This window comes from Streptomyces olivochromogenes (assembly GCF_001514115.1).
GTDB lineage: Bacteria > Actinomycetota > Actinomycetes > Streptomycetales > Streptomycetaceae > Streptomyces > Streptomyces olivochromogenes.
On the sequence record NZ_KQ948460.1, the window covers coordinates 81,822 to 99,193 of the forward strand.

The window sequence follows — 17,372 nt, forward strand, 5'->3', positions numbered from 1 at the left end:
GAAGGAGCCCTAGAAGGGGAAGAAGCTGCGGCCGTGCTGGACCGAGATCCACTTCTGGGTGGTGAAGGCGTCGACGGTCGTCTCGCCGTTCAGACGGCCGATGCCGGAGTGCTTCTCGCCGCCGAAGGGGACCAGCGGCTCGTCGTGGACGGTGCCGTCGTTGACGTGGAACATGCCGGTGTCGATCTGCTTGGCGAAGGCGACACCGCGCTCGACGTCGGCGGTGTGCACGGCGCCGCTGAGCCCGTACGGGGTGTCGTTGACGATGCGGACGGCCTCCTCCTCGCCGTCGAAGGTGACGAGGAGCGCGACCGGGCCGAAGATCTCCTGCCGGAGGATGGCCGAGTCGGCGGGCAGGTCCGTCAGGACGGTCGGCTCGACGAGGTTGTCGGTGGTGGCGCCGCGCACCAGGGCCGTGGCGCCCTCGGCGATCGCCTGGTCGACCGCGCCGGTGATCGAGTCCGCCTGGGAGGAGTTGATGACCGGGCCGATGATCGTCTGGGGGTCGCTCGGGTCGCCGGCCTTCAGCGTCTTCACCTTGGCGACGAACTTCTCGGTGAACTCGTCCGCGATCGAGCGGTCCACGAGAACGCGGTTGGCGGCCATGCAGACCTGGCCCTGGTGGACGTAGCGGCTGAAGACCGCCGCGTCGACGGCGTAGTCGATGTCCGCGTCGTCGAGGACCACCAGGGCGCTGTTGCCGCCGAGCTCCAGCACCACGCTCTTGAAGTGCGAGGCGCAGACGGTGGCGACGTGGCGGCCGACCTTGTCGGAGCCGGTGAAGGAGATGACCTTCGGGACGGGGTGCTCGATGAAGGCGTCGCCGATCTCGGCGATGTCGGTGATGACGACGTTGAGCAGACCGCCGGGCAGACCCGCGTCCTCGAAGATCTTCGCCACCAGGGAGCCGCCGACGATCGGGGTGTTCTGGTGCGGCTTGAGGACCACGCCGTTGCCGAGCGCCAGGGCCGGCGCGACGGACTTCAGGGAGAGCAGGAAGGGGAAGTTGAAGGGGCTGATCACGCCGACGACACCGACGGGGACGCGGTAGAGGCGGTTCTCCTTGCCGTCGATCGGCGAGGGGAGGATCTTGCCCTCGGGGCGCAGCGCCAGCTGGATCGACTCGCGCAGGAACTCCTTGGCGAGGTGGAGCTCGAAGCCCGCCTTGAGGTGGGTACCGCCGAGCTCGGCGATGATCACCTCGGTGATCTCGGCCTCGCGCTCCTCGATGATGCGCAGGGCCTTCTCGAAGACGGCGCGACGGGCGTACGGATTGGTCGCGGCCCATTCCTTCTGGGCGCGCCGGGCGGCGAGGTATGCCTCGTCGACCTCGTCGACCGTGGCTATGGTGATCGACGCCAGCTTCTCGCCGTTGTACGGGTTGAAATCGATGATGTCCCAGGAGCCGGTGCCCTGGCGCCACTCGCCGTCGATGTACTGCTGGGCCAAGTCGGTGAAGTAGGACGACATGTGCTCCCTCAATCCCCTTGCTGCCGAGGCAGACATCCGAGTCTGAGTCAGCAGACACATCCGATCAACGTCTGATCAGACGTCATCGTACTTGTGTCCAAAGGGAGTTGGAGAGCACCTCCGAAGAGTCCACGAAGACTCACAGGCGAACAGACCGTGAAGACTCGCCGGAGGTGGTGGGGAGAAGGTCAGGAGAGCTGGAGCAGTCCCCGCAGCAGGTCGCGGCTCTCGGAGGGCCCGGGGCTGTCCTGCTGCAACTGCTTGAGCGCGCCTTCGTACTGGGTGACGTCCTCGCGTTTGTCCAGGTAGAGCGCGCTGGTGAGCTGCTCCAGATAGACGACGTCCGACAGGTCGGACTCGGGGAAGCTCAGGATGGTGAAGGAACCGCTCTCGCCCGAGTGGCCGCCGAAGCTGAACGGCATGACCTGAAGTCGCACGTTGGGACGCTCCGACACCTCGATCAGATGCTGGAGTTGCCCCCGCATCACCTCGCGGTCGCCGTAAGGGCGGCGCAGCGCGGCCTCGTCGAGGACGATGTGGAACTCCGGGGCCTTCTCGGAGACGAGGTACTTCTGCCGCTCCAGGCGCAGCGCGACGCGCCGCTCGATGTCGGCGGGCGAGGCGCCCCGCATGCCGCGCGCGACGACCGCGTGGGCGTAGGCCTCCGTCTGCAACAGGCCGTGCACGAACTGGACTTCGTACGACCGGATCAGATGGGCCGCACCCTCCAGGCCGACGTAGGTCGGGAACCAGCTGGGCAGGACGTCCGAGTAACTGTGCCACCAGCCCGCGACGTTGGCCTCCTTGGCGAGGGAGACGAGCGACGTGCGCTCGGCCTCGTCGTTGATGCCGTACAGCGTCAGCAGGTCCTCGACGTCGCGCGTCTTGAAGCTCACCCGTCCCAACTCCATGCGGCTGATCTTCGATTCGGAGGCACGGATCGAGTAACCGGCCGCTTCGCGGGTGATTCCGCGCGACTCCCGCAGGCGCCGCAGATGTGACCCCAGCAGCATGCGCCGCACCACCGAGCCGCTCGACTCACCAGCGCTCACGTTCGTCCGCCTCCCCAACCGTCTTCAAGGGCCGAAGTCTGCCACTAAAACACTTCAAGCAGTACTCGTTCAGTTACAGAAACGGAAAGACTCCAAAGGGGCCACGCAGGAAAAGGTCGGTAGAGGGTCAACAAGCGGGAAGAAGGTGACAGAAGAAATGGCCAAGAAAGGGTGGAGGAAGGTCTAATTCGGGCGCGTGCACGTGCATCTGCCCTTGCATCTGCTGTACGCATTCGGAACCATGGTCCTCGCGCCACCGCTGCATCGCAACGACCGCGAACACCCGGGAGTGCCTCGCATGGGGACGAATGGATCGACCATGCTCGAGCCCTTACGGCAGGGACTTCCGCCGCTCGACCCCGCGGCTGTGTCCAGCGCCGCTTCCTGCGCCCTGCCGGCGCGCTACGAAGCGGTGCGCGAAGCTCGGCAGTTCACCCGCAGAACGCTGGACCAGTGGGACATCGGCGAGCGCTTCGACGACGTCTGCCTGGTGGTCTCCGAGCTCGTGACCAACGCCCTGCGGCACGCCCTGCCCTCGGACACGCCCCGTTCGGACGACCAAGGCCCGCCCGTGCGGCTGCACTTGATGCGGTGGACCTCACGTCTGGTGTGCGCGGTGCGCGACCCCAGTCACGACAGTCCGGTCGCGGGCGACTCGGAGGACTTCTCCGCGGAGTCGGGCCGGGGCCTGTTCCTGGTCGACTCGTTCGCCGACAGCTGGGGCTGGCACCCGCTCGCGGGCACGCTCAGCGGCAAGGTCGTGTGGGCACTGTTCAGACTTCCGCAGCCGGCCGTCGGCGGGGTTTCGACCGAATAGAGAACCGCGGCGCTTTTTGGCGCCGCGGTTCTACGCGCGTTACGCGCCGCGAGAAGGTCGTTGCCGTCAGTTATGCCGGTTGCCCCGCCCGAAGGCGCGCCCGGATCCGCGGCACCGGCTCACGTCAGCCGGCGATCAGGTGATCGAACTCGCCGTCCTTGATGCCCAGGAGCATGGCTTCGATCTCGGCGCGGGTGTAGACGAGCGCGGGCCCTTCCGGGAACCGCGAGTTCCGCACCGCCACGTCGCCTCCGGGCAGCCTCGCGAACTCCACGCATGAGCCCTGCGAGTTGCTGTGCCTGCTCTTCTGCCAGGCCGCCCCGGTCAATGCGGTCGCAGCCATGCCGTTGTACACGTCATCCAGGTCATCCACGTCGTACACGTCGTGGTCCACAAGTCGCTCCCCGGTCGTGCAGTGGCCGATGTGGCCATTGATGCAGTGGCCAACTGCCCCGGATCATAGCTCTGTTCATGTGCAGATGCATGGGCAGATGCACGTGCACGGGGGGTGGTCCCACGGTTACAGCTTTTACCGCCCTTTGACTACCGAGTGTTGACCGCCCGACTACCGTCTGGTACCCGCCGGGCTGCATCTGGTTCAGCGTCTGCCCTGGAGCGCGCATCACATGCGCGCTCCAGCCCCCGTGCATGATCTTCCACGCCATCATCCGCGCTGGGTCGTCCGGGTCGAATCCCTCATGCAATAAGAAGAGACGCGTACCGGGCCCTTCGAGTTTCAACGTTCACGTAATGGCCCAATCCGGAGGGGTCACCGGATCGGCGTCGGCCCACCGGACGAGCGGCATCCGTTCCCACTCGTACACGAGAATCCGCACGTCGACGGTGCCGGAGAAGCGGATCGTCCTCCGGAGCGGGGGCCAGGGCTCTGTCCGGACGGGGTTCATGACGTGCCGCCGACGGTTCAGTCTCGGCCTCGGTCCCCGCTTCGGCTTCGGTGCCCGTGTGGTCGAGGAGTTCGACGAGACCCTTGAGACGGTCGTGCCGGAAGCGTTCGTACGGTGGAGGCGGTTCTGCAGGTGGGCGTGCGCCGCGCTTCCCCTCCACCTCTCCACGGAGTGGAGCGTGTCGGCCGGGTGGGCTCAGCGGCCGGCGCCGGAGTACGGCAACAGCGCCATCTCGCGCGCGTTCTTGATCGCGCGGGCGAGCATCCGCTGCTGCCGCGCGGTCACCCGGGTGACCCGGCGGCTGCGGATCTTGCCGCGGTCGGAGATGAACTTCCGCAGCAGGTCGGTGTCCTTGTAGTCGATGTACGTGATCCGCTCGCGGTCCAGCGGGTTGGGGCGGGACGTGGCGGCGGGCCCGCGTTCCGGCTTGCGTGCCATGGGTCAAACCTCCAGGAAGGAGTCGAAGGCGGGCGGGAGCCGCTTCCAGGCGGCGGGGCCCGCGGCGTACTCGACGTCGGTCAACAGGCAGGACTCCAGGAGCAGTTCGAGCCCCTCCCCGTCGAGCCCCGGCGAGGTGAAGACGAGGTGCTGACAGCAGTCGCCGTGCTCCGGGTGCCAGTCGAGCGCGGCGGCGGCGCGGCGGACGGGCGGGACCATGTCCCACGCGGCGTCCGGGAGCGAGGCGAGCCAGGGGCCCGCGCTCTCCACGCAGAGCGCGCCTCCGGCCGCGTCCCAGTGCAGCAGGGTGTCGGGCCGGTCGGCGAGCCAGAACCGCCCCCGGCTGCGCACTGCCGCGCAGGTCAGGTCCTCCAGCGCCGCGTACAGCCGCTCGGGGTGGAACGGCCGTCGCCGATGCCATACGAGCGTGCCGACACCGGCCTCGTCGGCCTCGGCCGGCAACAGCGCACAGGCCGGATGCTGGGCCGCGGCCGCGGCTTCGACGTCGAACCCGGCGAACGCGGCGTCGACGAGCGCGGAGCCGGTTCGCTCGGACCGAGGGCCGGCACCACCCACAGCGGAGCCGAACCCCTCGGACCGGGGGCCCGTACCGGCCGCAGCGGGGTCGGCCCCCGAGGCGCCGGCACCGGCACCGGCACCGGGAGCCGTATCGGCGTCGGCGGTTCCGTCCGTGCCGGAGGCGGGGTCCGGTCCCGTGGCCATGCCCGGGCTCCCGCCCCCGCGCGGCCCGTCAGTCGCACTCGGGCCGATCGAAGCGGCCGGAGCGGCGTCCTTCGTGTCGACGGGGTCCGCTTCCCATCCCGGTGGGGCCCATGCCGCGGCCGGGGTCCGGGCCGGTGCGAACCAGTTGGTTTCGCGGGCCTCGTCACCTGTCACGTCGAGTGCGTCGATCGGGACCTGGCGGGCCGTGGGATGGAGTTGGGCCAGCAGCGCACGGTCCTCGTCGTCGGCCTGTGCCGAGGCCGCGACGGCGAGGACGGGGGCGTACTCCAGTTGGCGGGCGAAGGTGTCGGCGACCGTGCGCCGGTCGGTGGCGGCCGCCGCGAGGCCGACCTCAGCGAGATCGTCGCCGTTGGCGAGGTAGGGCAGGAGCAGGGCCGGGTCGACGGCGGTGATCACGGAGGTCAGCCGGAGGCCGCCCGCCGCGACGACCTCGGCCATGGCCTTGGGCTCGACCGAGTCCCACAGTTCGACGACGGCGAGGCGCGTCAGGCCCGCGTCCGCGAGGCGCCGCAGCTCAGGCACCAGATCCTCACGCAGGGCGCAGCACGCGCAGTCGTCGACGAGCGGGGCCTCGCCCGCCGACACGATTCCGGTGGCGTCCCGGATCGTACGGACGACCGTGCCCGCCGCGGCCGTCACCAGGTCGTGGTGGAGGGCGACGCTGTCGGGAACGTCGGCGAGCAGCCGCGCGACGGCGGCCCGCCGCGCATCCGCGTGCAGGCCGCCGACGATCACGACGCAGAGGTGCGAGGACGACATCAGCCGGCACCGCCGCGCTTGCCGCCCACCTCGCCGAGCGTCTCGCCGCCCGCCTTGTCGCCCACCTCGCCGAGCACCTCGTCGCCTGCCTTGCCGCGCGCCCTGTCGCGCGCGGCGCCGACCGCTCCGTACCGGCGCTCGAAGCGTTCCACCCGGCCCGCGGTGTCCAGCACCCGCGCGTTGCCCGTGTAGAAGGGGTGGCTCACGTTCGAGATCTCGACGTCCACCACCGGGTAGGTGTGGCCGTCCTGCCATGCGATCGTCTTCTCCCCCGCCGTGGCGGCGAGTGTCGAGCGGGTGAGAAAGGCGTGGTTCGCGGCGCGGTCGCGGAAGACGACAGGGCCGTACTCCGGGTGGATTCCCTCGCGCATGACGGTCAGCGCTCCTCTCGGAAGTCGACGTGCCGGCCGGCGACCGGGTCGAACTTGCGCAGGGTCATCCGGTCCGGGTCGTTGCGCCGGTTCTTGCGGGTGACGTAGGTGAAGCCGGTCCCGGCCGTGGACCGGAGCTTGATGACGGGACGGAGTTCGTTGCGTGCCATGGCTGGTATGTTAATGAAAATGACTCCCATTTCCAATACGTCTCAGAGAGAGGTGCGTCACCCTTGTCCGCGCACTGCATGCTGACCGGCGCCACGCCGGGCTTCGGCAACTCCATCTCCCACTCCCACCGGCGCACATCCCGCCGCTTCGACCCGAACGTCCAGCGCAAGCGCTACTGGCTGCCGAGCGAGGGCCGTCACGTACGGCTGCGGCTGAGCGCGAAGGGCATCAAGACCGTCGACGCGATCGGCGTCGAGGCGGCCGTGGCCAGGATCCGGGCCCGTGGGGTGAGGGTCTGATGGCGAAGAAGAGCAAGATCGCGAAGAACGAGCGGCGCCGGGAGATCGTCGCCCGGTACGCGGCGCGGCGGGCCGAACTGAAGGAGATCCTCCGCCGGCCGTCCTCGACCGAGGCCGAACGGGCCGCCGCGCGGGAGGAACTGCGCCGCCTGCCGCGCGACGCGAGCGCCACCCGCGTCCGCAACCGCGACAGCGTGGACGGCCGCCCCCGCGGCTACCTGCGCGCCTTCGGGCTGTCCCGGGTGAATCTGCGGGAGCAGGCGCACGCGGGATTCCTGCCGGGTGTCCGAAAGTCGTCCTGGTAGCGCGTCGCGTCCGACGGAGCGGGCGAGGCACTCCCGACGCCGCGCCGACTCCTTCGGAACGGTGACTCGACAACCCCCTCGGAACCATGTCCCGACGCCCCCTCGGAACCATGACCCGACAACTCCCTCAGAAGATTCGTAAGTTCTCCCGATGTCTCGCTCAGGGTGTTCGTGAGTGTGGCTGATAGCTTGCTGCGGTCGTTCCGGCGACCCCAGCGACACCTCACCCTTGGGGGCTTCAGTGACATCGGCGACTTCGGCGACCCTTCCGCGTCGGCGGACCCGGGGGGCGGCCATGGCCTTGGCCGCGGGTCTGGCGGGCACGCTCGCGCTGACCGGGTGCAGCAGCGACTCGGGGTCCGGCTCCGGGGACGGGTCCGCGAGCCCCGGCGCGTCCGCCTCGGGGACGGCCGGCACGGGCGGCGACTCGGGCACTCCGTCGGCCGCCCCCGGCAAGCTGGAGGGCAGCTGGGTGGCCACGACCGGCGGCAAGGCCGTGGCGCTGGTGATCACCGGCAAGCAGGCCGGACTCTTCACGACGGGCGGCACCGTGTGCACCGGGACCGCCGGTGACGAGGCGGGCATGCAGATGATCCACCTCAAGTGCACGGACGGGAACAAGGACCGTGCGACGGGCATGGTCGACTCCGTGAACAGCACGACACTGAAGGTCACCTGGTCGGGGAAGCTCGGCAAGGAGTCGTACACAAAGGCCGAAGGCGGTCAGCTCCCGTCGGGACTGCCGACGGCGAGCCTGGGCTCCTGACCGGCTCGACTCCTCCCTGACCTTCCCTGACCAGCAGCGATCTACCCCAGTCGGCTCTTGGCGGCGGGCCGCGGAGTCCCTCGGACTCTGCGGCCCGTTCGCGTGTCCGTCGCTCAAATCGTCGACGTGGGGCGGCCTTCGGGTCGCATTTGGGATATACGCGGCAGGGGAGAGGTGCGCGACAGGGGGGCCGCGCAACGCGTGCCCATCGGTCTGCGTGATGATCCATGAGCACCTTCACGAACCCAGGGGGAAACCCATGCGCGCCCTTCCGATCGCCGTCGTCGCCGCCGCGGCGGCACTCACCCTGACCGCCTGCGACAGCGGCGGCAACAGCAGCGACAGCGACGGCGGCAAGAAGGCCTCCACCGCCTCCTCCGCCGCCGCCTCCACGGCCTGCAAGATCGACCAGATCGGCATCCAGGTCGGCCCCGCCAACGTCGCCCCGGCCGCCGGCGACACCGGCAACGTGCCCGTCACGCTCACCAACAAGGGCGCCCAGTGCACCCTTCAGGGCTTCCCCGCCGTCAAGGTGCAGGACGGGGGAACGGGTACGGACGTGCCCGAGGAGAAGTCCGCGACTCCGCCGAAGCTGACACTGGCGGCGAGCGGTACCGCCTCCTTCACGATCACCTACGTACGGGGCACGGCGGGCGACGGGAAGAGCCTCGCCGCGACCACCCTGAAGATCGGCCTGCCCGGCGCCGCCACCACCCAGAGCTTCAAGTGGTCGTACGGTCCCCTCGCGGGCAAGACCGGTCCGAACGACCCGAACGCCTCCGTGAGCTCGTTCCAGCCCGCGGGCGACTGAGCGGCTCCCGACGCGAGCCGGGAGACGCTCGGCCGTGCGGCGGAAGCCGAAAGACGCTCAACCGGCCGACGCAAGCCGGGCGTCAGCGAAGCGGCGGACGTGCCCTGACCTGGGCGCGGTCCGCCGCTGCGGCCCCTTCCTGCCATCCGGCCGCGTCGTTGACCCCGCGCAGCCGGGTGGTGACGGTGTCCGGGAACATCCGCTCCATGTGGTCGTTGACCGCCACATCACGGGCCGCCAGGACGGGCAGCAGCTCCGCCACCGGTGCCTGCGACGCGACCTCCCCCTCGGCACCCTCGGCGGCGGTCGCCAGCCGGTCGCCGATCCGGTGCGCGTACGCGGCCAGGAACGACTGCCGGAAGCTCTTCGTACGCTTCCTGCCCCCGGCCCGCTGGGCCGCCTCCGCCTTCGTCATCGCGGCCGTGGCCTGCACGAGCAGCGAGGTGTAGAGGAGTTCGACGGCCTCCAGGTCGGGTTCGAAGCCGACGACGGTCGAGAATCCGAGCGACTCGTTCCACACGGCGCGACAGCGGTTCGTGTCGGCCACCGCGTCCAGCAGCACCGCCTTGGCCGTCTCGTACGGCGGCTCGACACCGATGCGGCAGGCGCCGGGCGCGTCCTTGGCGTGCGTACGGGCCGCGAGCAGCGCCTCGTCGATGCTGTGCCGGGCCATCAGCTCCTGGGCCTTGGCGCTCAGCGCCTCCGCCTCCTCCGGGAATCCGGTCGCCTCGGCCTTGGCGAGCAGCGCGCGGATACGGGTGAGCATGCGGGAGTCCTGCGGGGCGGCCGGGTGCCGTGACGTGGCGCCGGACAGGTGCGTGTCGAGGGGTTCGAGGGTGGGGAGGCGGAGCAGCAGCCGGTACAGCTCCAGCGCGGCGGTCGCGAGCGAGAAGCGGTCGGTGCGCGGGGCGTGGGCGTCCAGCTCTTCGAGCTGCGCCGCCCAGCGCGGGCCCCGGGGCCGCCGGTCCCGGCCGGCCTCCGCGCGCACCAGCTCCGACACCAGCTGCAGGTGTACGTCGTCCAGTTCGCGTCGCACGATCCGTGCCACGTCGGCGGGCTGCCAGCCGCGACGCCACGCCGCGGCGACGAACTCCTCGCCGCGGAGGGCGAGTTCGGCGTCGGAGGCGGGGTCGGCGGCAAGCAACGAGGCGCCCGTGTCGAGGGCCGCGTCGCTGTCGGCGTAGAGCGCGGCCTCGAAGGCGCGCTCCACGATGCTGGGCGTACTGCTCATGCGTCGATCGTGCCACGCCCGCCGAACCGGACCGTCCACACCCTGTGGACAAGGAAGCGTGGACGCGGACACAGGGGGTGTCAACTCCGGGTTGACACCCCCTGCCTGTCAACCTACGGTTGACACATGACGACGAACCCACCTGTCAAGGCATCCGTACGTCTCGACGACCTCATCGAGGCCATCAAGAAGGCCCACACCGACGCCCTCGACCAGCTCCAGGACGCGGTGATCGCGGCGGACCACCTCGGCGACGTGGCCGACCACCTGATCGGCCACTTCGTGGACCAGGCCCGGCGATCGGGCGCGTCCTGGACGGACATCGGCAAGAGCATGGGGGTCACCCGGCAGGCGGCGCAGAAGCGTTTCGTCCCCAAGGCCGAGTCGGACCTCGACCCCAGCCAGGGCTTCGGCCGCTACACGCCCCGCGCCCGGAACGTGGTCATGGCCGCGCACAACGAGGCGAAGGCCGCGGGCAACGTGGAGGGACTCACCGAGCACCTCGTCCTCGGCCTCCTCTCCGAGCCCGAGGGGCTCGCCGCGAAGGCGATCACCGCGCAGGGCGTGACCCTGGACGCCGTCCGCGAGGCCGCGACCGCGGCGCTCCCGCCGGCTGCCGACGAGGTCCCGGAGCTCATCCCCTACGGCCCCGCCGCCAAGAAGGCCCTGGAACTCACCTTCCGCGAGGCCCTCCGCCTCGGCCACAACTACATCGGCACCGAACACATCCTCCTGGCCCTCCTGGAGTACGAGAACGGCAACGGCGTCCTCAGCGGCCTCGGCATCGACAAGACAGCGGCGGAGGCCTACCTCGAGCGCGTGCTGGAGATCATCGCGGTGGGGGGACAGCAGAAGGACCAGCAGGAGGACCAGCAGCAGGACCCGAAAAAGGATCAGTAGGGGCGCGTCCGCGGCCGTTGTCAGACCCCCCTGCGAGACTCGGAACCATGAGCGACCGGTGGGCTCTCGGGCCGGCCGAGGACGGTGGCGCGGAGGTCGCCCCCCTCGGCTCCGACGGGCTGCCCGCGGGGCCGGTGCGCAGGGAGACGGACCTGGTCGAGGCCGTGCGGGGGCGACCCGACGTGGTCCGGTGGGTCTGGCGGTCCACGGCCGAGGTCTATCCGCGTCTGCTCGCCGCGGGGGTGCGAGTGGAGCGGTGTTACGACATCGAGGCCGCCGAGACACTGCTGCTCGGCCACGAGGGCCGGCTCGGCGAACCCCGGTCGGCGGCCGCCGCGCTGGCGAGACTGCGCGGCGGCCCCGTACCGCCGGATCCCCCGCAGCGCTCCGCCGAGCCCGGCTCGCAGTCGTCCCTCTTCGAGCCGCGCCCGGTCCGCGTGCCCCTGGAAGACCTCCTGGCGGTGTACGCCGATCAGCGCCGCCGGCACGACACGACCGCGCACCCGGAGCGCATGCACCTGCTGACGACGGCCGAGTCCGCGGGCATGCTCGTGGCGGCCGAGATGAACCGCACCGGGCTGCCGTGGCGCGCGGACGTCCACCGCGAGGTCCTGCACGAACTGCTCGGCGAGCGGTACGCGGGCGGCGGCGAGCCCAGACGCCTCGCCGAGCTCACGGACGAGGTGTCGGCCGCCTTCGGCAGACGCGTCCGCCCCGACCTGCCCGCCGACGTCATCAAGGCCTTCGCGCAGGCCGGGATCAAGATCAAGTCCACCCGGCGGTGGGAGATCGAGACCATCGAGCATCCTGCCGTGAAGCCGCTGCTCGCATACAAGAAGCTGTACCGGATCTGGGTGGCACACGGCTGGTCCTGGCTCCAGGACTGGGTGCGCGACGGACGCTTCCGGCCCGAGTACCTGCCCGGCGGAACCGTCACCGGCCGCTGGGTGACCAACGGCGGAGGCGCCCTGCAGATCCCCAAGGTGATCCGGCGCGCCGTCGTCGCCGACCCGGGCTGGCGGCTCGTGGTGGCCGACGCCGACCAGATGGAGCCGCGGGTGCTGGCCGCGATCTCGCGCGACCCCGGCCTGATGGAGGTCGCCGGACGGGAGAGCGACCTGTATCAGTCGGTGTCGGACCGGGCGTTCGCCGGCGACCGGGCACAGGCGAAACTCGCCGTGCTCGGCGCGGTGTACGGACAGACGTCCGGCGACGGCCTGAAGAACCTGGCCGCGCTGAGAAGACGCTTCCCCCGCGCCGTCGCCTATGTGGACGACGCGGCGCGGGCCGGCGAGGAGGGCCGACTCGTACGGACATGGCTGGGGCGGACGAGTCCCCCGGCGGCCGGCGCGTCCGACGCCTCCTCGGAGGAGGCGGGCCTCCCCCAGGACGAACCCGCCGAGGCCCTCGGAGACCAGGGCTGGGTGCCGGGCTACGCCTCCTCCAACTCCCGCGCCCGCGGCCGCTTCGCACGCAACTTCGTCGTCCAGGGCAGCGCCGCCGACTGGGCGCTGCTGCTGCTCGCCGCCCTCCGGCGCACCTGCGCGGACCTCGCCGCCGAGCTGGTCTTCTTCCAGCACGACGAGGTGATCGTGCACTGTCCGGCCGAGGAGGCGGACGCGGTCGTGGCCGCGATCCGGGAGGCCGCGGAGCTGGCGGGACGGCTGACGTTCGGCGAGACCCCGGTCCACTTCCCGTTCACGACGGCGGTGGTGGAGTGCTACGCGGACGCGAAGTGACCCGGACGGTGGCCCGCCCCCTCGGGTGACCCACTCCTACGCCGGGTGACCTCCTCGGCCAGGTGACCGGGTGCTCCAGGTGATCTACTCCTCCTCCAGGAGTTCCTTCAGCGCTCCCACCACCGAGGAGTCCGTCCCGTCGAGCGCCGCGAGCGCCGACTTCCACAGCTCGTACGCCCCTCGGGCATCGCCCTGCGCGTGCAGCAGCAGCCCCAGCTGATGCCGGGCGAGCCCGCCGGTGTACCGGTCGGCGCGCTGATCGGCCCGGAAGAGCAGCAGGTCGCACTCGCGCGTGGCCCGTTCGGCATTCCCCACCCCGCGCAGCGCGCGCACCAGCCCGAGGCGCGTCTGCGACTCCCCGTGCCAGTCGCCGTGACCGCCGAGGATGCGCAGGCTCTCCTCGAAGTGCGGTACGGCGGCGGCCGGTTCGCCGAGCGTCAGATGGGCGTAGCCGATGTTGCAGTGCGCGGAGTGCCGGATGATCACGTCGTCCATCGCGTCGCCGATCGCCAGGCTGCGCTTGTGGTGGTCGATGGCGGCCCGGGCGTCCGTGTGCTCGTACAGATTGCCGAGGTGGCTGTAGGTGATGGCCTCGGTGTGCGGGTCGCCCAGCTCCCGGGAGAGTTCGAGGCTCTGCAACAGCGCCTCGCTGGACTCGGCGTGGCGGCCCAGCCCCTCCAGGAGCATGCCGCGGTTGTTCAGACCGCGCCGGATCCACGACAGCACCCCGAGCCGCCGCCAGATCGCCAGCGCCTCGTCGTTCAGCGTGAGCGCCTCGCTCGCGCGGCCCGTCATGAAGTGCAGCCCCGCGAGGTCCCCGAGCGCGTACGCCTGCGCGGCCTCGTCCCCGAGCCGCCGCGCCGCGCCCAGCGCGGCCCGCAGGAGCACCTCGGACTCCGGGACGCGGCCGCTGCGCTGGAGGTAGGGGTTGAGCAGCCGCACCAGCACGGGAACGTACGCGGACGTGCCCGCGTACCGCTCCACCAGGGCCACCACGTTCTCCAGTTCCAGGTCGCCCCAGGCGAAGGCGTCCCTCGCGGTGCAGAACGGCGGCGTGGCCGCGGCGTCCACCGTGTGCGCGGCCGGCTGCGCGGCGGTCGGCCGGCTGCGGTCCTCGCGGTCGAGGCCCGGCTCGACGATCGCTTCGAGGGAGCGGGCGGCCACACCGGCGTACCAGCGCAACGCCCGCTCGGACACGTGGATGTCCGCGCCCCCGCCCCCGGGTTCCCCGTCCGTCTCGCCCGCGATCTCCCGGGCGAAGTCGCGGACGAGGTCGTGGGGTGCGTAGCGGCCGAACGCCGTCTCCTCCAGGAGCGCGACGTCGACGAGGCGGTCGAGGGCGGCCTCGGCACGGAACTCGGCGATGCCGGAGAGCCGGGCGAGCAGGGGCGCCCCGTACACGGGGAGGTCGAGCGCGCCGATGCCGCGCAGCACGCGCGCCGCGTCCTGGTCGGCCTCCCGCTCCGAGGCACGCAGCGCGTCGAGCGCGACGGCCAGCGATCTGCGGACGCTCAGGTCGTCGTACTCCAGATGATGCAACCGTCCTTCCGTGGCGGTCAGTTGACCGGCGAGGACGTCCGGTGTGAGCGCGCGGCGCGCGGCGAGACGGGCCGCGACCACGCGCAGGGCGAGCGGGAGCCGGCCGGTGAGTTCGACGAGGGGGTGCGTGCCGTCGAGGCCGTCCACCCGCCCGGACACCGCGCGCAGCAGCGCCGCGCTGTCCTCGACCGAGAGCGGCGCGAGCGGGAAGCGCCGCGCGCCGTCCAGCGCGGTGAGCGGTGAACGGCTCGTCACGATCACCGCGCACCCCGCGCCCGCGGGCAGCAGCGGCCGTACCTGAGCGGCGTGCGCGGCGTCGTCGAGCACCATCAGAGTGCGCGTCGGAGCCAGCATCGAGCGGAGCAACGCGGCGGCCGCGTCGGGGTGTTCCGGGATCCGGCGCGGCTCGGCACCGAGGTCGCGCAGCAGCGCGGCGAGCGCCTGGCCGGGGGTGAGGGGGGTCATTCCGGGCGTGGCGCCGTGCAGGTTGACGTACAGCTGGCCGTCGGGGAAACGTTCCCGCAGGCCGTGTGCCACATGCAGCGCCAGGGCGCTCTTGCCGACTCCGGCCATCCCGCTGATGACGGCGACGGCCGGAGCGGGGGGCCCGGGGTGCCGGGCCGTGTCGAGGGCCACGTTCAGTTCCCGGCGTACGTCGGCGCGACCGGTGAAGTGCCCGGGCGGGGGCGGCAGCTGGGCGGGCCGGGGCGGGGCCGGCTCCGCCGGGGCGGTCTGCTCCGCGCGGTCTCTGTCCGCGACCCCGTTCCCGTCCCGGCCGTGTGCGAACTCGCCGTTCTCCCCCGTCCGCTCACGCAGGATCTCCAGATGCGCCGCGCGCACCGCGGGCCCGGGCTCGACACCGAGTTCCTCGACCAGACGGGCCCGTAGGTCGCGGTGGACGGCCAGGGCCTCGGCCTGACGTCCGGTGCGGTGCAGTACGAGCATCAGCAACCGGTGAAAGGCCTCACGCAAGGGGTACTCAGCGACAAGTGCGGACAACTCGGGTGCGAGGGCGGCGAGTCGGGCGGGGCCGGGGGGACTGAAAGCACCGGTGGCACTGGTGCCACTGGTGCCACTGGTGCCACTGGTGCCACTGGTGGCTTCCGTTGCTTTTGCGTCGGCGGAGGTCCCGGCGTCCCTGGTGTCCCTGGCGTCCCCGGTGTCCCCGGTGTCTCCGAAAACCCAGCCGACCCCGGTACCACCAGTGCCCCCAGCGTGCGCGGCGTCACCGGCGCCCTCACCCGCACCACCCGCAAAAGCCCCCGCGCCCCCCGTGCCCCCCGGCCCCGCAATCCGCAACTCGGCCTCGTACCGCCACTCCAGGACGAGCAGCCGTGCCTCCTCCAGGCGCTGGACGAGCGCGTGTCCGCCGAGTTCGGGCGGGACCCCGCCGAGCGGTGTGCCGCGCCACAGCGCGAGCGCCGCCAGGGCCTCGTGCAGCGCCCGCTCCCAGTCACGCCCGGCGTGCGCGGCGCGCGCGGCCGTGACATGGGACTCGAAGACGCGCACGTCCAACTCGCCCTCGCCGACCCGCAGGAGATACCCGGGCGGCATGGCCCGCAGCCGCTCCGGATCGTCGAGGAGCCGCCGCAGCCGGGTGACGTGGTTCTGCAACGAGGCCTGTGCGGACGCGGGCGGCGCCCCGCCCCACAGCGCGTCCTTGAGCGCGTCCACCGAGACGACCCGACCCGGCTCCAGGAGCAGGGCGACCAGCAGGGCGCGCATCTTGCCGCCGCCGATCGCACGCACCTCGCCGTCGGCGTCGTACAACACCGGAGGCCCCAGCAGCCCGAACCGCAGCCCGTACCGCATAGCCCGCCCCACTGCCTTTCCGCGCGATCGACCCGACCGGTTCAGACCGGTACCGACCACACCCATGGCGACTTCGCGCCTTCTTGCGACGACTTCACGCCGACCGACTTCCGGTTTCCGGGTTTCCGGATGGAAACCCGTTGGCGACATGTTAGCGATCCGTTGGCGCGGGCTGATGAGATCACTTCATCGGATCTGGCCCGACGGTGCGCGCGTACGACGCGTAACTCGGGGGAGTGTCGCCGCCGTGGCCGGATCCGGGGACAGAGAGGGCCCCGGTCGTCGGAGGTGAGCGGCCGGGGCCCTCGTCCGCTCCCGGCCGTCCTGCCGCTCGCCGTCAGATGACGGGCGGGCGCCCCAGTCGCGTGAGCCGCCACACCGTGCGCCACCGCATCGGCCGCCGCTCGCCGCCCGACTGCCGCAGCCCTTCCGCGAAGCCGCCGAACCAGGCCCGCAGCCCACCGAGCGACCGCGTCCGTGCGAGCGTCAGCAGCATCCAGATTCCCAGGTGCACGGGGATGAGCGGGAGGGGCAGCCTGCGACGGGTGAGCCAGACCCGGTTTCGGGCGGTGACCCGGTAGTAGATGGCGTGCCGGGCGGGCGAGGTCTTGGGGTGCTGGAGCAGCAGTTCGGGCTCGTACAGCACGGTCCACCCGTCGTCGATGGCCCGCCAGGCCATGTCCGTCTCCTCGTGTGCGAAGAAGAACTCGGCCGGCCAGTCCCCGATCCGGGCGAGCATGGGCATGGACAGCGCGTGTCCGCCGCCGAGGAATCCGGTGACCGGACCGCCCCGCATCGGGTCCTTGGCCCCGACCCGGGGCACATGCCGGCGCTGGGTCTCCCCGTTCTCGTCGGCGATGCGGAAGCCGACGATGCCCAGGCGCGGATCGGCGGTGTACAGGTCCCGCACCTTGCGCAGCACATCCGCGTCGACCAGCAGCCCGTCGTCGTCCAGCTCGACGACGACGTCCACGTCCGCGAACTCCCTGAGCCGGGCGAGGCCCACGTTGCGCCCGCCGGGGCAGCCGAGGTTCTCGTCGACCTCGATGCCGGTCACCTCACCGGGCAGTCCCAGCCGCTCGGCGAACTCGGGCAGTGGACACCCGTTTCCCACGATCACGATCCGCGCGGGCGCGACGTCCTGCTTGGCCACCGAGGTGAGCAGCGCGTCGACCTCGTCGGGCCGGTTCCCCATGGTCACGACGGCAACGGCGATCCGAGGCCCCTCCGACACGACACCACT

The 17,372-nt window shown here is 71.4% G+C and carries 16 protein-coding genes and 1 pseudogene; 7 read left to right on the plus strand and 10 right to left on the minus strand.

All coding sequences use genetic code 11. The annotated features are described in order from the left end of the window. Positions 1-9: 9 nt before the first annotated feature. Complete coding sequence (locus tag AQJ27_RS26185; protein WP_067373749.1) at positions 10-1,470, minus strand: aldehyde dehydrogenase family protein; 1,461 nt, start codon at positions 1,468-1,470, stop codon at positions 10-12. A gap of 188 nt (positions 1,471-1,658) precedes the next feature. Then, positions 1,659-2,483 (minus strand): helix-turn-helix domain-containing protein, encoded by an 825-nt coding sequence (locus AQJ27_RS26190; RefSeq protein WP_067374354.1) that lies wholly within the window; start codon positions 2,481-2,483, stop codon positions 1,659-1,661. A 337-nt stretch (positions 2,484-2,820) separates the two neighbouring features. On the opposite strand from AQJ27_RS26190, the gene AQJ27_RS26195 reads away from it, so the two are divergent. Further along, positions 2,821-3,339: an ATP-binding protein gene (locus AQJ27_RS26195; protein WP_067374357.1), complete on the plus strand. Its 519-nt coding sequence runs from the start codon at positions 2,821-2,823 to the stop codon at positions 3,337-3,339. A gap of 124 nt (positions 3,340-3,463) precedes the next feature. Here the strand turns inward: AQJ27_RS26195 and AQJ27_RS26200 are convergent, their stop codons facing one another. The 5 genes and pseudogenes from AQJ27_RS26200 to rpmG form a co-directional block, all read right to left on the minus strand. Then, a complete protein-coding gene (locus tag AQJ27_RS26200) occupies positions 3,464-3,733 on the minus strand; it encodes a DUF397 domain-containing protein (protein WP_067373753.1) in 270 nt (89 codons plus the stop codon). A 706-nt stretch (positions 3,734-4,439) separates the two neighbouring features. Then, positions 4,440-4,682, minus strand: a complete 243-nt coding sequence (gene rpsR, locus AQJ27_RS26205) for a 30S ribosomal protein S18 (RefSeq protein WP_067373755.1) — start codon at positions 4,680-4,682, stop codon at positions 4,440-4,442. 3 nt (positions 4,683-4,685) lie between these two features. Continuing rightward, positions 4,686-6,185 carry a GTP-binding protein gene (locus AQJ27_RS26210; protein ID WP_067373758.1) on the minus strand — a complete coding sequence of 500 codons (1,500 nt, stop codon included), beginning with the start codon at positions 6,183-6,185 and terminating at the stop codon, positions 4,686-4,688. Between the two features lie 116 nt (positions 6,186-6,301). After that, positions 6,302-6,556 (minus strand): annotated as a pseudogene (locus AQJ27_RS26215) (type B 50S ribosomal protein L31); the annotation flags it as partial. Between the two features lie 5 nt (positions 6,557-6,561). Further along, positions 6,562-6,726 carry a 50S ribosomal protein L33 gene (gene rpmG / locus AQJ27_RS26220; protein WP_030846000.1) on the minus strand — a complete coding sequence of 55 codons (165 nt, stop codon included), beginning with the start codon at positions 6,724-6,726 and terminating at the stop codon, positions 6,562-6,564. 63 nt (positions 6,727-6,789) lie between these two features. Here rpmG and rpmB point away from each other — a divergent pair, with 63 nt between their 5' ends. The 4 genes from rpmB to AQJ27_RS26240 all read left to right on the plus strand — a co-directional run bounded on the left by rpmB (position 6,790) and on the right by AQJ27_RS26240 (position 8,908). Beyond that, entirely contained in the window at positions 6,790-7,026 is a 237-nt protein-coding gene (gene rpmB / locus AQJ27_RS26225) for a 50S ribosomal protein L28 (RefSeq protein ID WP_060899624.1), read from the plus strand. After that, a complete protein-coding gene (gene rpsN / locus AQJ27_RS26230; RefSeq protein WP_067373760.1) occupies positions 7,026-7,331 on the plus strand; it encodes a 30S ribosomal protein S14 in 306 nt (101 codons plus the stop codon). Before rpmB ends, rpsN begins: the two co-directional genes overlap by 1 nt. Before the next feature lie 295 nt (positions 7,332-7,626). Beyond that, on the plus strand, positions 7,627-8,097 hold the full coding sequence (locus tag AQJ27_RS26235; RefSeq protein ID WP_067373763.1) for a hypothetical protein: 471 nt from the start codon (positions 7,627-7,629) through the stop codon (positions 8,095-8,097). A gap of 259 nt (positions 8,098-8,356) precedes the next feature. Then, complete coding sequence (locus AQJ27_RS26240; RefSeq protein WP_067373766.1) at positions 8,357-8,908, plus strand: DUF4232 domain-containing protein; 552 nt, start codon at positions 8,357-8,359, stop codon at positions 8,906-8,908. 82 nt (positions 8,909-8,990) lie between these two features. Here AQJ27_RS26240 and AQJ27_RS26245 read toward each other — a convergent pair whose 3' ends face one another. After that, positions 8,991-10,139 carry a DUF2786 domain-containing protein gene (locus AQJ27_RS26245; RefSeq protein WP_067373769.1) on the minus strand — a complete coding sequence of 383 codons (1,149 nt, stop codon included), beginning with the start codon at positions 10,137-10,139 and terminating at the stop codon, positions 8,991-8,993. A gap of 126 nt (positions 10,140-10,265) precedes the next feature. On the opposite strand from AQJ27_RS26245, the gene AQJ27_RS26250 reads away from it, so the two are divergent. Then, complete coding sequence (locus AQJ27_RS26250) at positions 10,266-11,039, plus strand: Clp protease N-terminal domain-containing protein (RefSeq protein ID WP_067373772.1); 774 nt, start codon at positions 10,266-10,268, stop codon at positions 11,037-11,039. A gap of 47 nt (positions 11,040-11,086) precedes the next feature. Then, positions 11,087-12,778, plus strand: a complete 1,692-nt coding sequence (locus tag AQJ27_RS26255) for a bifunctional 3'-5' exonuclease/DNA polymerase (RefSeq protein WP_067373775.1) — start codon at positions 11,087-11,089, stop codon at positions 12,776-12,778. An 84-nt stretch (positions 12,779-12,862) separates the two neighbouring features. On the opposite strand, the gene AQJ27_RS26260 is transcribed toward AQJ27_RS26255, so the two are convergent. Together AQJ27_RS26260 and AQJ27_RS26265 are read right to left on the minus strand one after the other, a co-directional pair. Continuing rightward, positions 12,863-16,129, minus strand: coding sequence for an AfsR/SARP family transcriptional regulator (locus AQJ27_RS26260; protein WP_099054189.1), 3,267 nt, complete (start codon positions 16,127-16,129; stop codon positions 12,863-12,865). A 337-nt stretch (positions 16,130-16,466) separates the two neighbouring features. Continuing rightward, positions 16,467-17,324: a glycosyltransferase family 2 protein gene (locus tag AQJ27_RS26265; protein WP_067374363.1), complete on the minus strand. Its 858-nt coding sequence runs from the start codon at positions 17,322-17,324 to the stop codon at positions 16,467-16,469. Between the last annotated feature and the right edge of the window lie 48 nt (positions 17,325-17,372).

Coding starts and splice junctions, on each gene's coding strand:
- AQJ27_RS26190 (WP_067374354.1), bottom strand. CDS start 2,483: ATGCTGCTGGGGTCACATCTGCGGCGCCTGCGGGAGTCGCGCGGAATC.
- AQJ27_RS26260 (WP_099054189.1), bottom strand. CDS start 16,129: ATGCGGTACGGGCTGCGGTTCGGGCTGCTGGGGCCTCCGGTGTTGTAC.
- AQJ27_RS26235 (WP_067373763.1), top strand. CDS start 7,627: ATGGCCTTGGCCGCGGGTCTGGCGGGCACGCTCGCGCTGACCGGGTGC.
- rpsN (WP_067373760.1), top strand. CDS start 7,026: ATGGCGAAGAAGAGCAAGATCGCGAAGAACGAGCGGCGCCGGGAGATC.
- rpmG (WP_030846000.1), bottom strand. CDS start 6,726: ATGGCACGCAACGAACTCCGTCCCGTCATCAAGCTCCGGTCCACGGCC.
- AQJ27_RS26265 (WP_067374363.1), bottom strand. CDS start 17,324: ATGGGGAACCGGCCCGACGAGGTCGACGCGCTGCTCACCTCGGTGGCC.
- AQJ27_RS26185 (WP_067373749.1), bottom strand. CDS start 1,470: ATGTCGTCCTACTTCACCGACTTGGCCCAGCAGTACATCGACGGCGAG.
- AQJ27_RS26210 (WP_067373758.1), bottom strand. CDS start 6,185: ATGTCGTCCTCGCACCTCTGCGTCGTGATCGTCGGCGGCCTGCACGCG.
- AQJ27_RS26195 (WP_067374357.1), top strand. CDS start 2,821: ATGGGGACGAATGGATCGACCATGCTCGAGCCCTTACGGCAGGGACTT.
- AQJ27_RS26250 (WP_067373772.1), top strand. CDS start 10,266: ATGACGACGAACCCACCTGTCAAGGCATCCGTACGTCTCGACGACCTC.
- rpsR (WP_067373755.1), bottom strand. CDS start 4,682: ATGGCACGCAAGCCGGAACGCGGGCCCGCCGCCACGTCCCGCCCCAAC.
- AQJ27_RS26255 (WP_067373775.1), top strand. CDS start 11,087: ATGAGCGACCGGTGGGCTCTCGGGCCGGCCGAGGACGGTGGCGCGGAG.
- AQJ27_RS26240 (WP_067373766.1), top strand. CDS start 8,357: ATGCGCGCCCTTCCGATCGCCGTCGTCGCCGCCGCGGCGGCACTCACC.
- AQJ27_RS26245 (WP_067373769.1), bottom strand. CDS start 10,139: ATGAGCAGTACGCCCAGCATCGTGGAGCGCGCCTTCGAGGCCGCGCTC.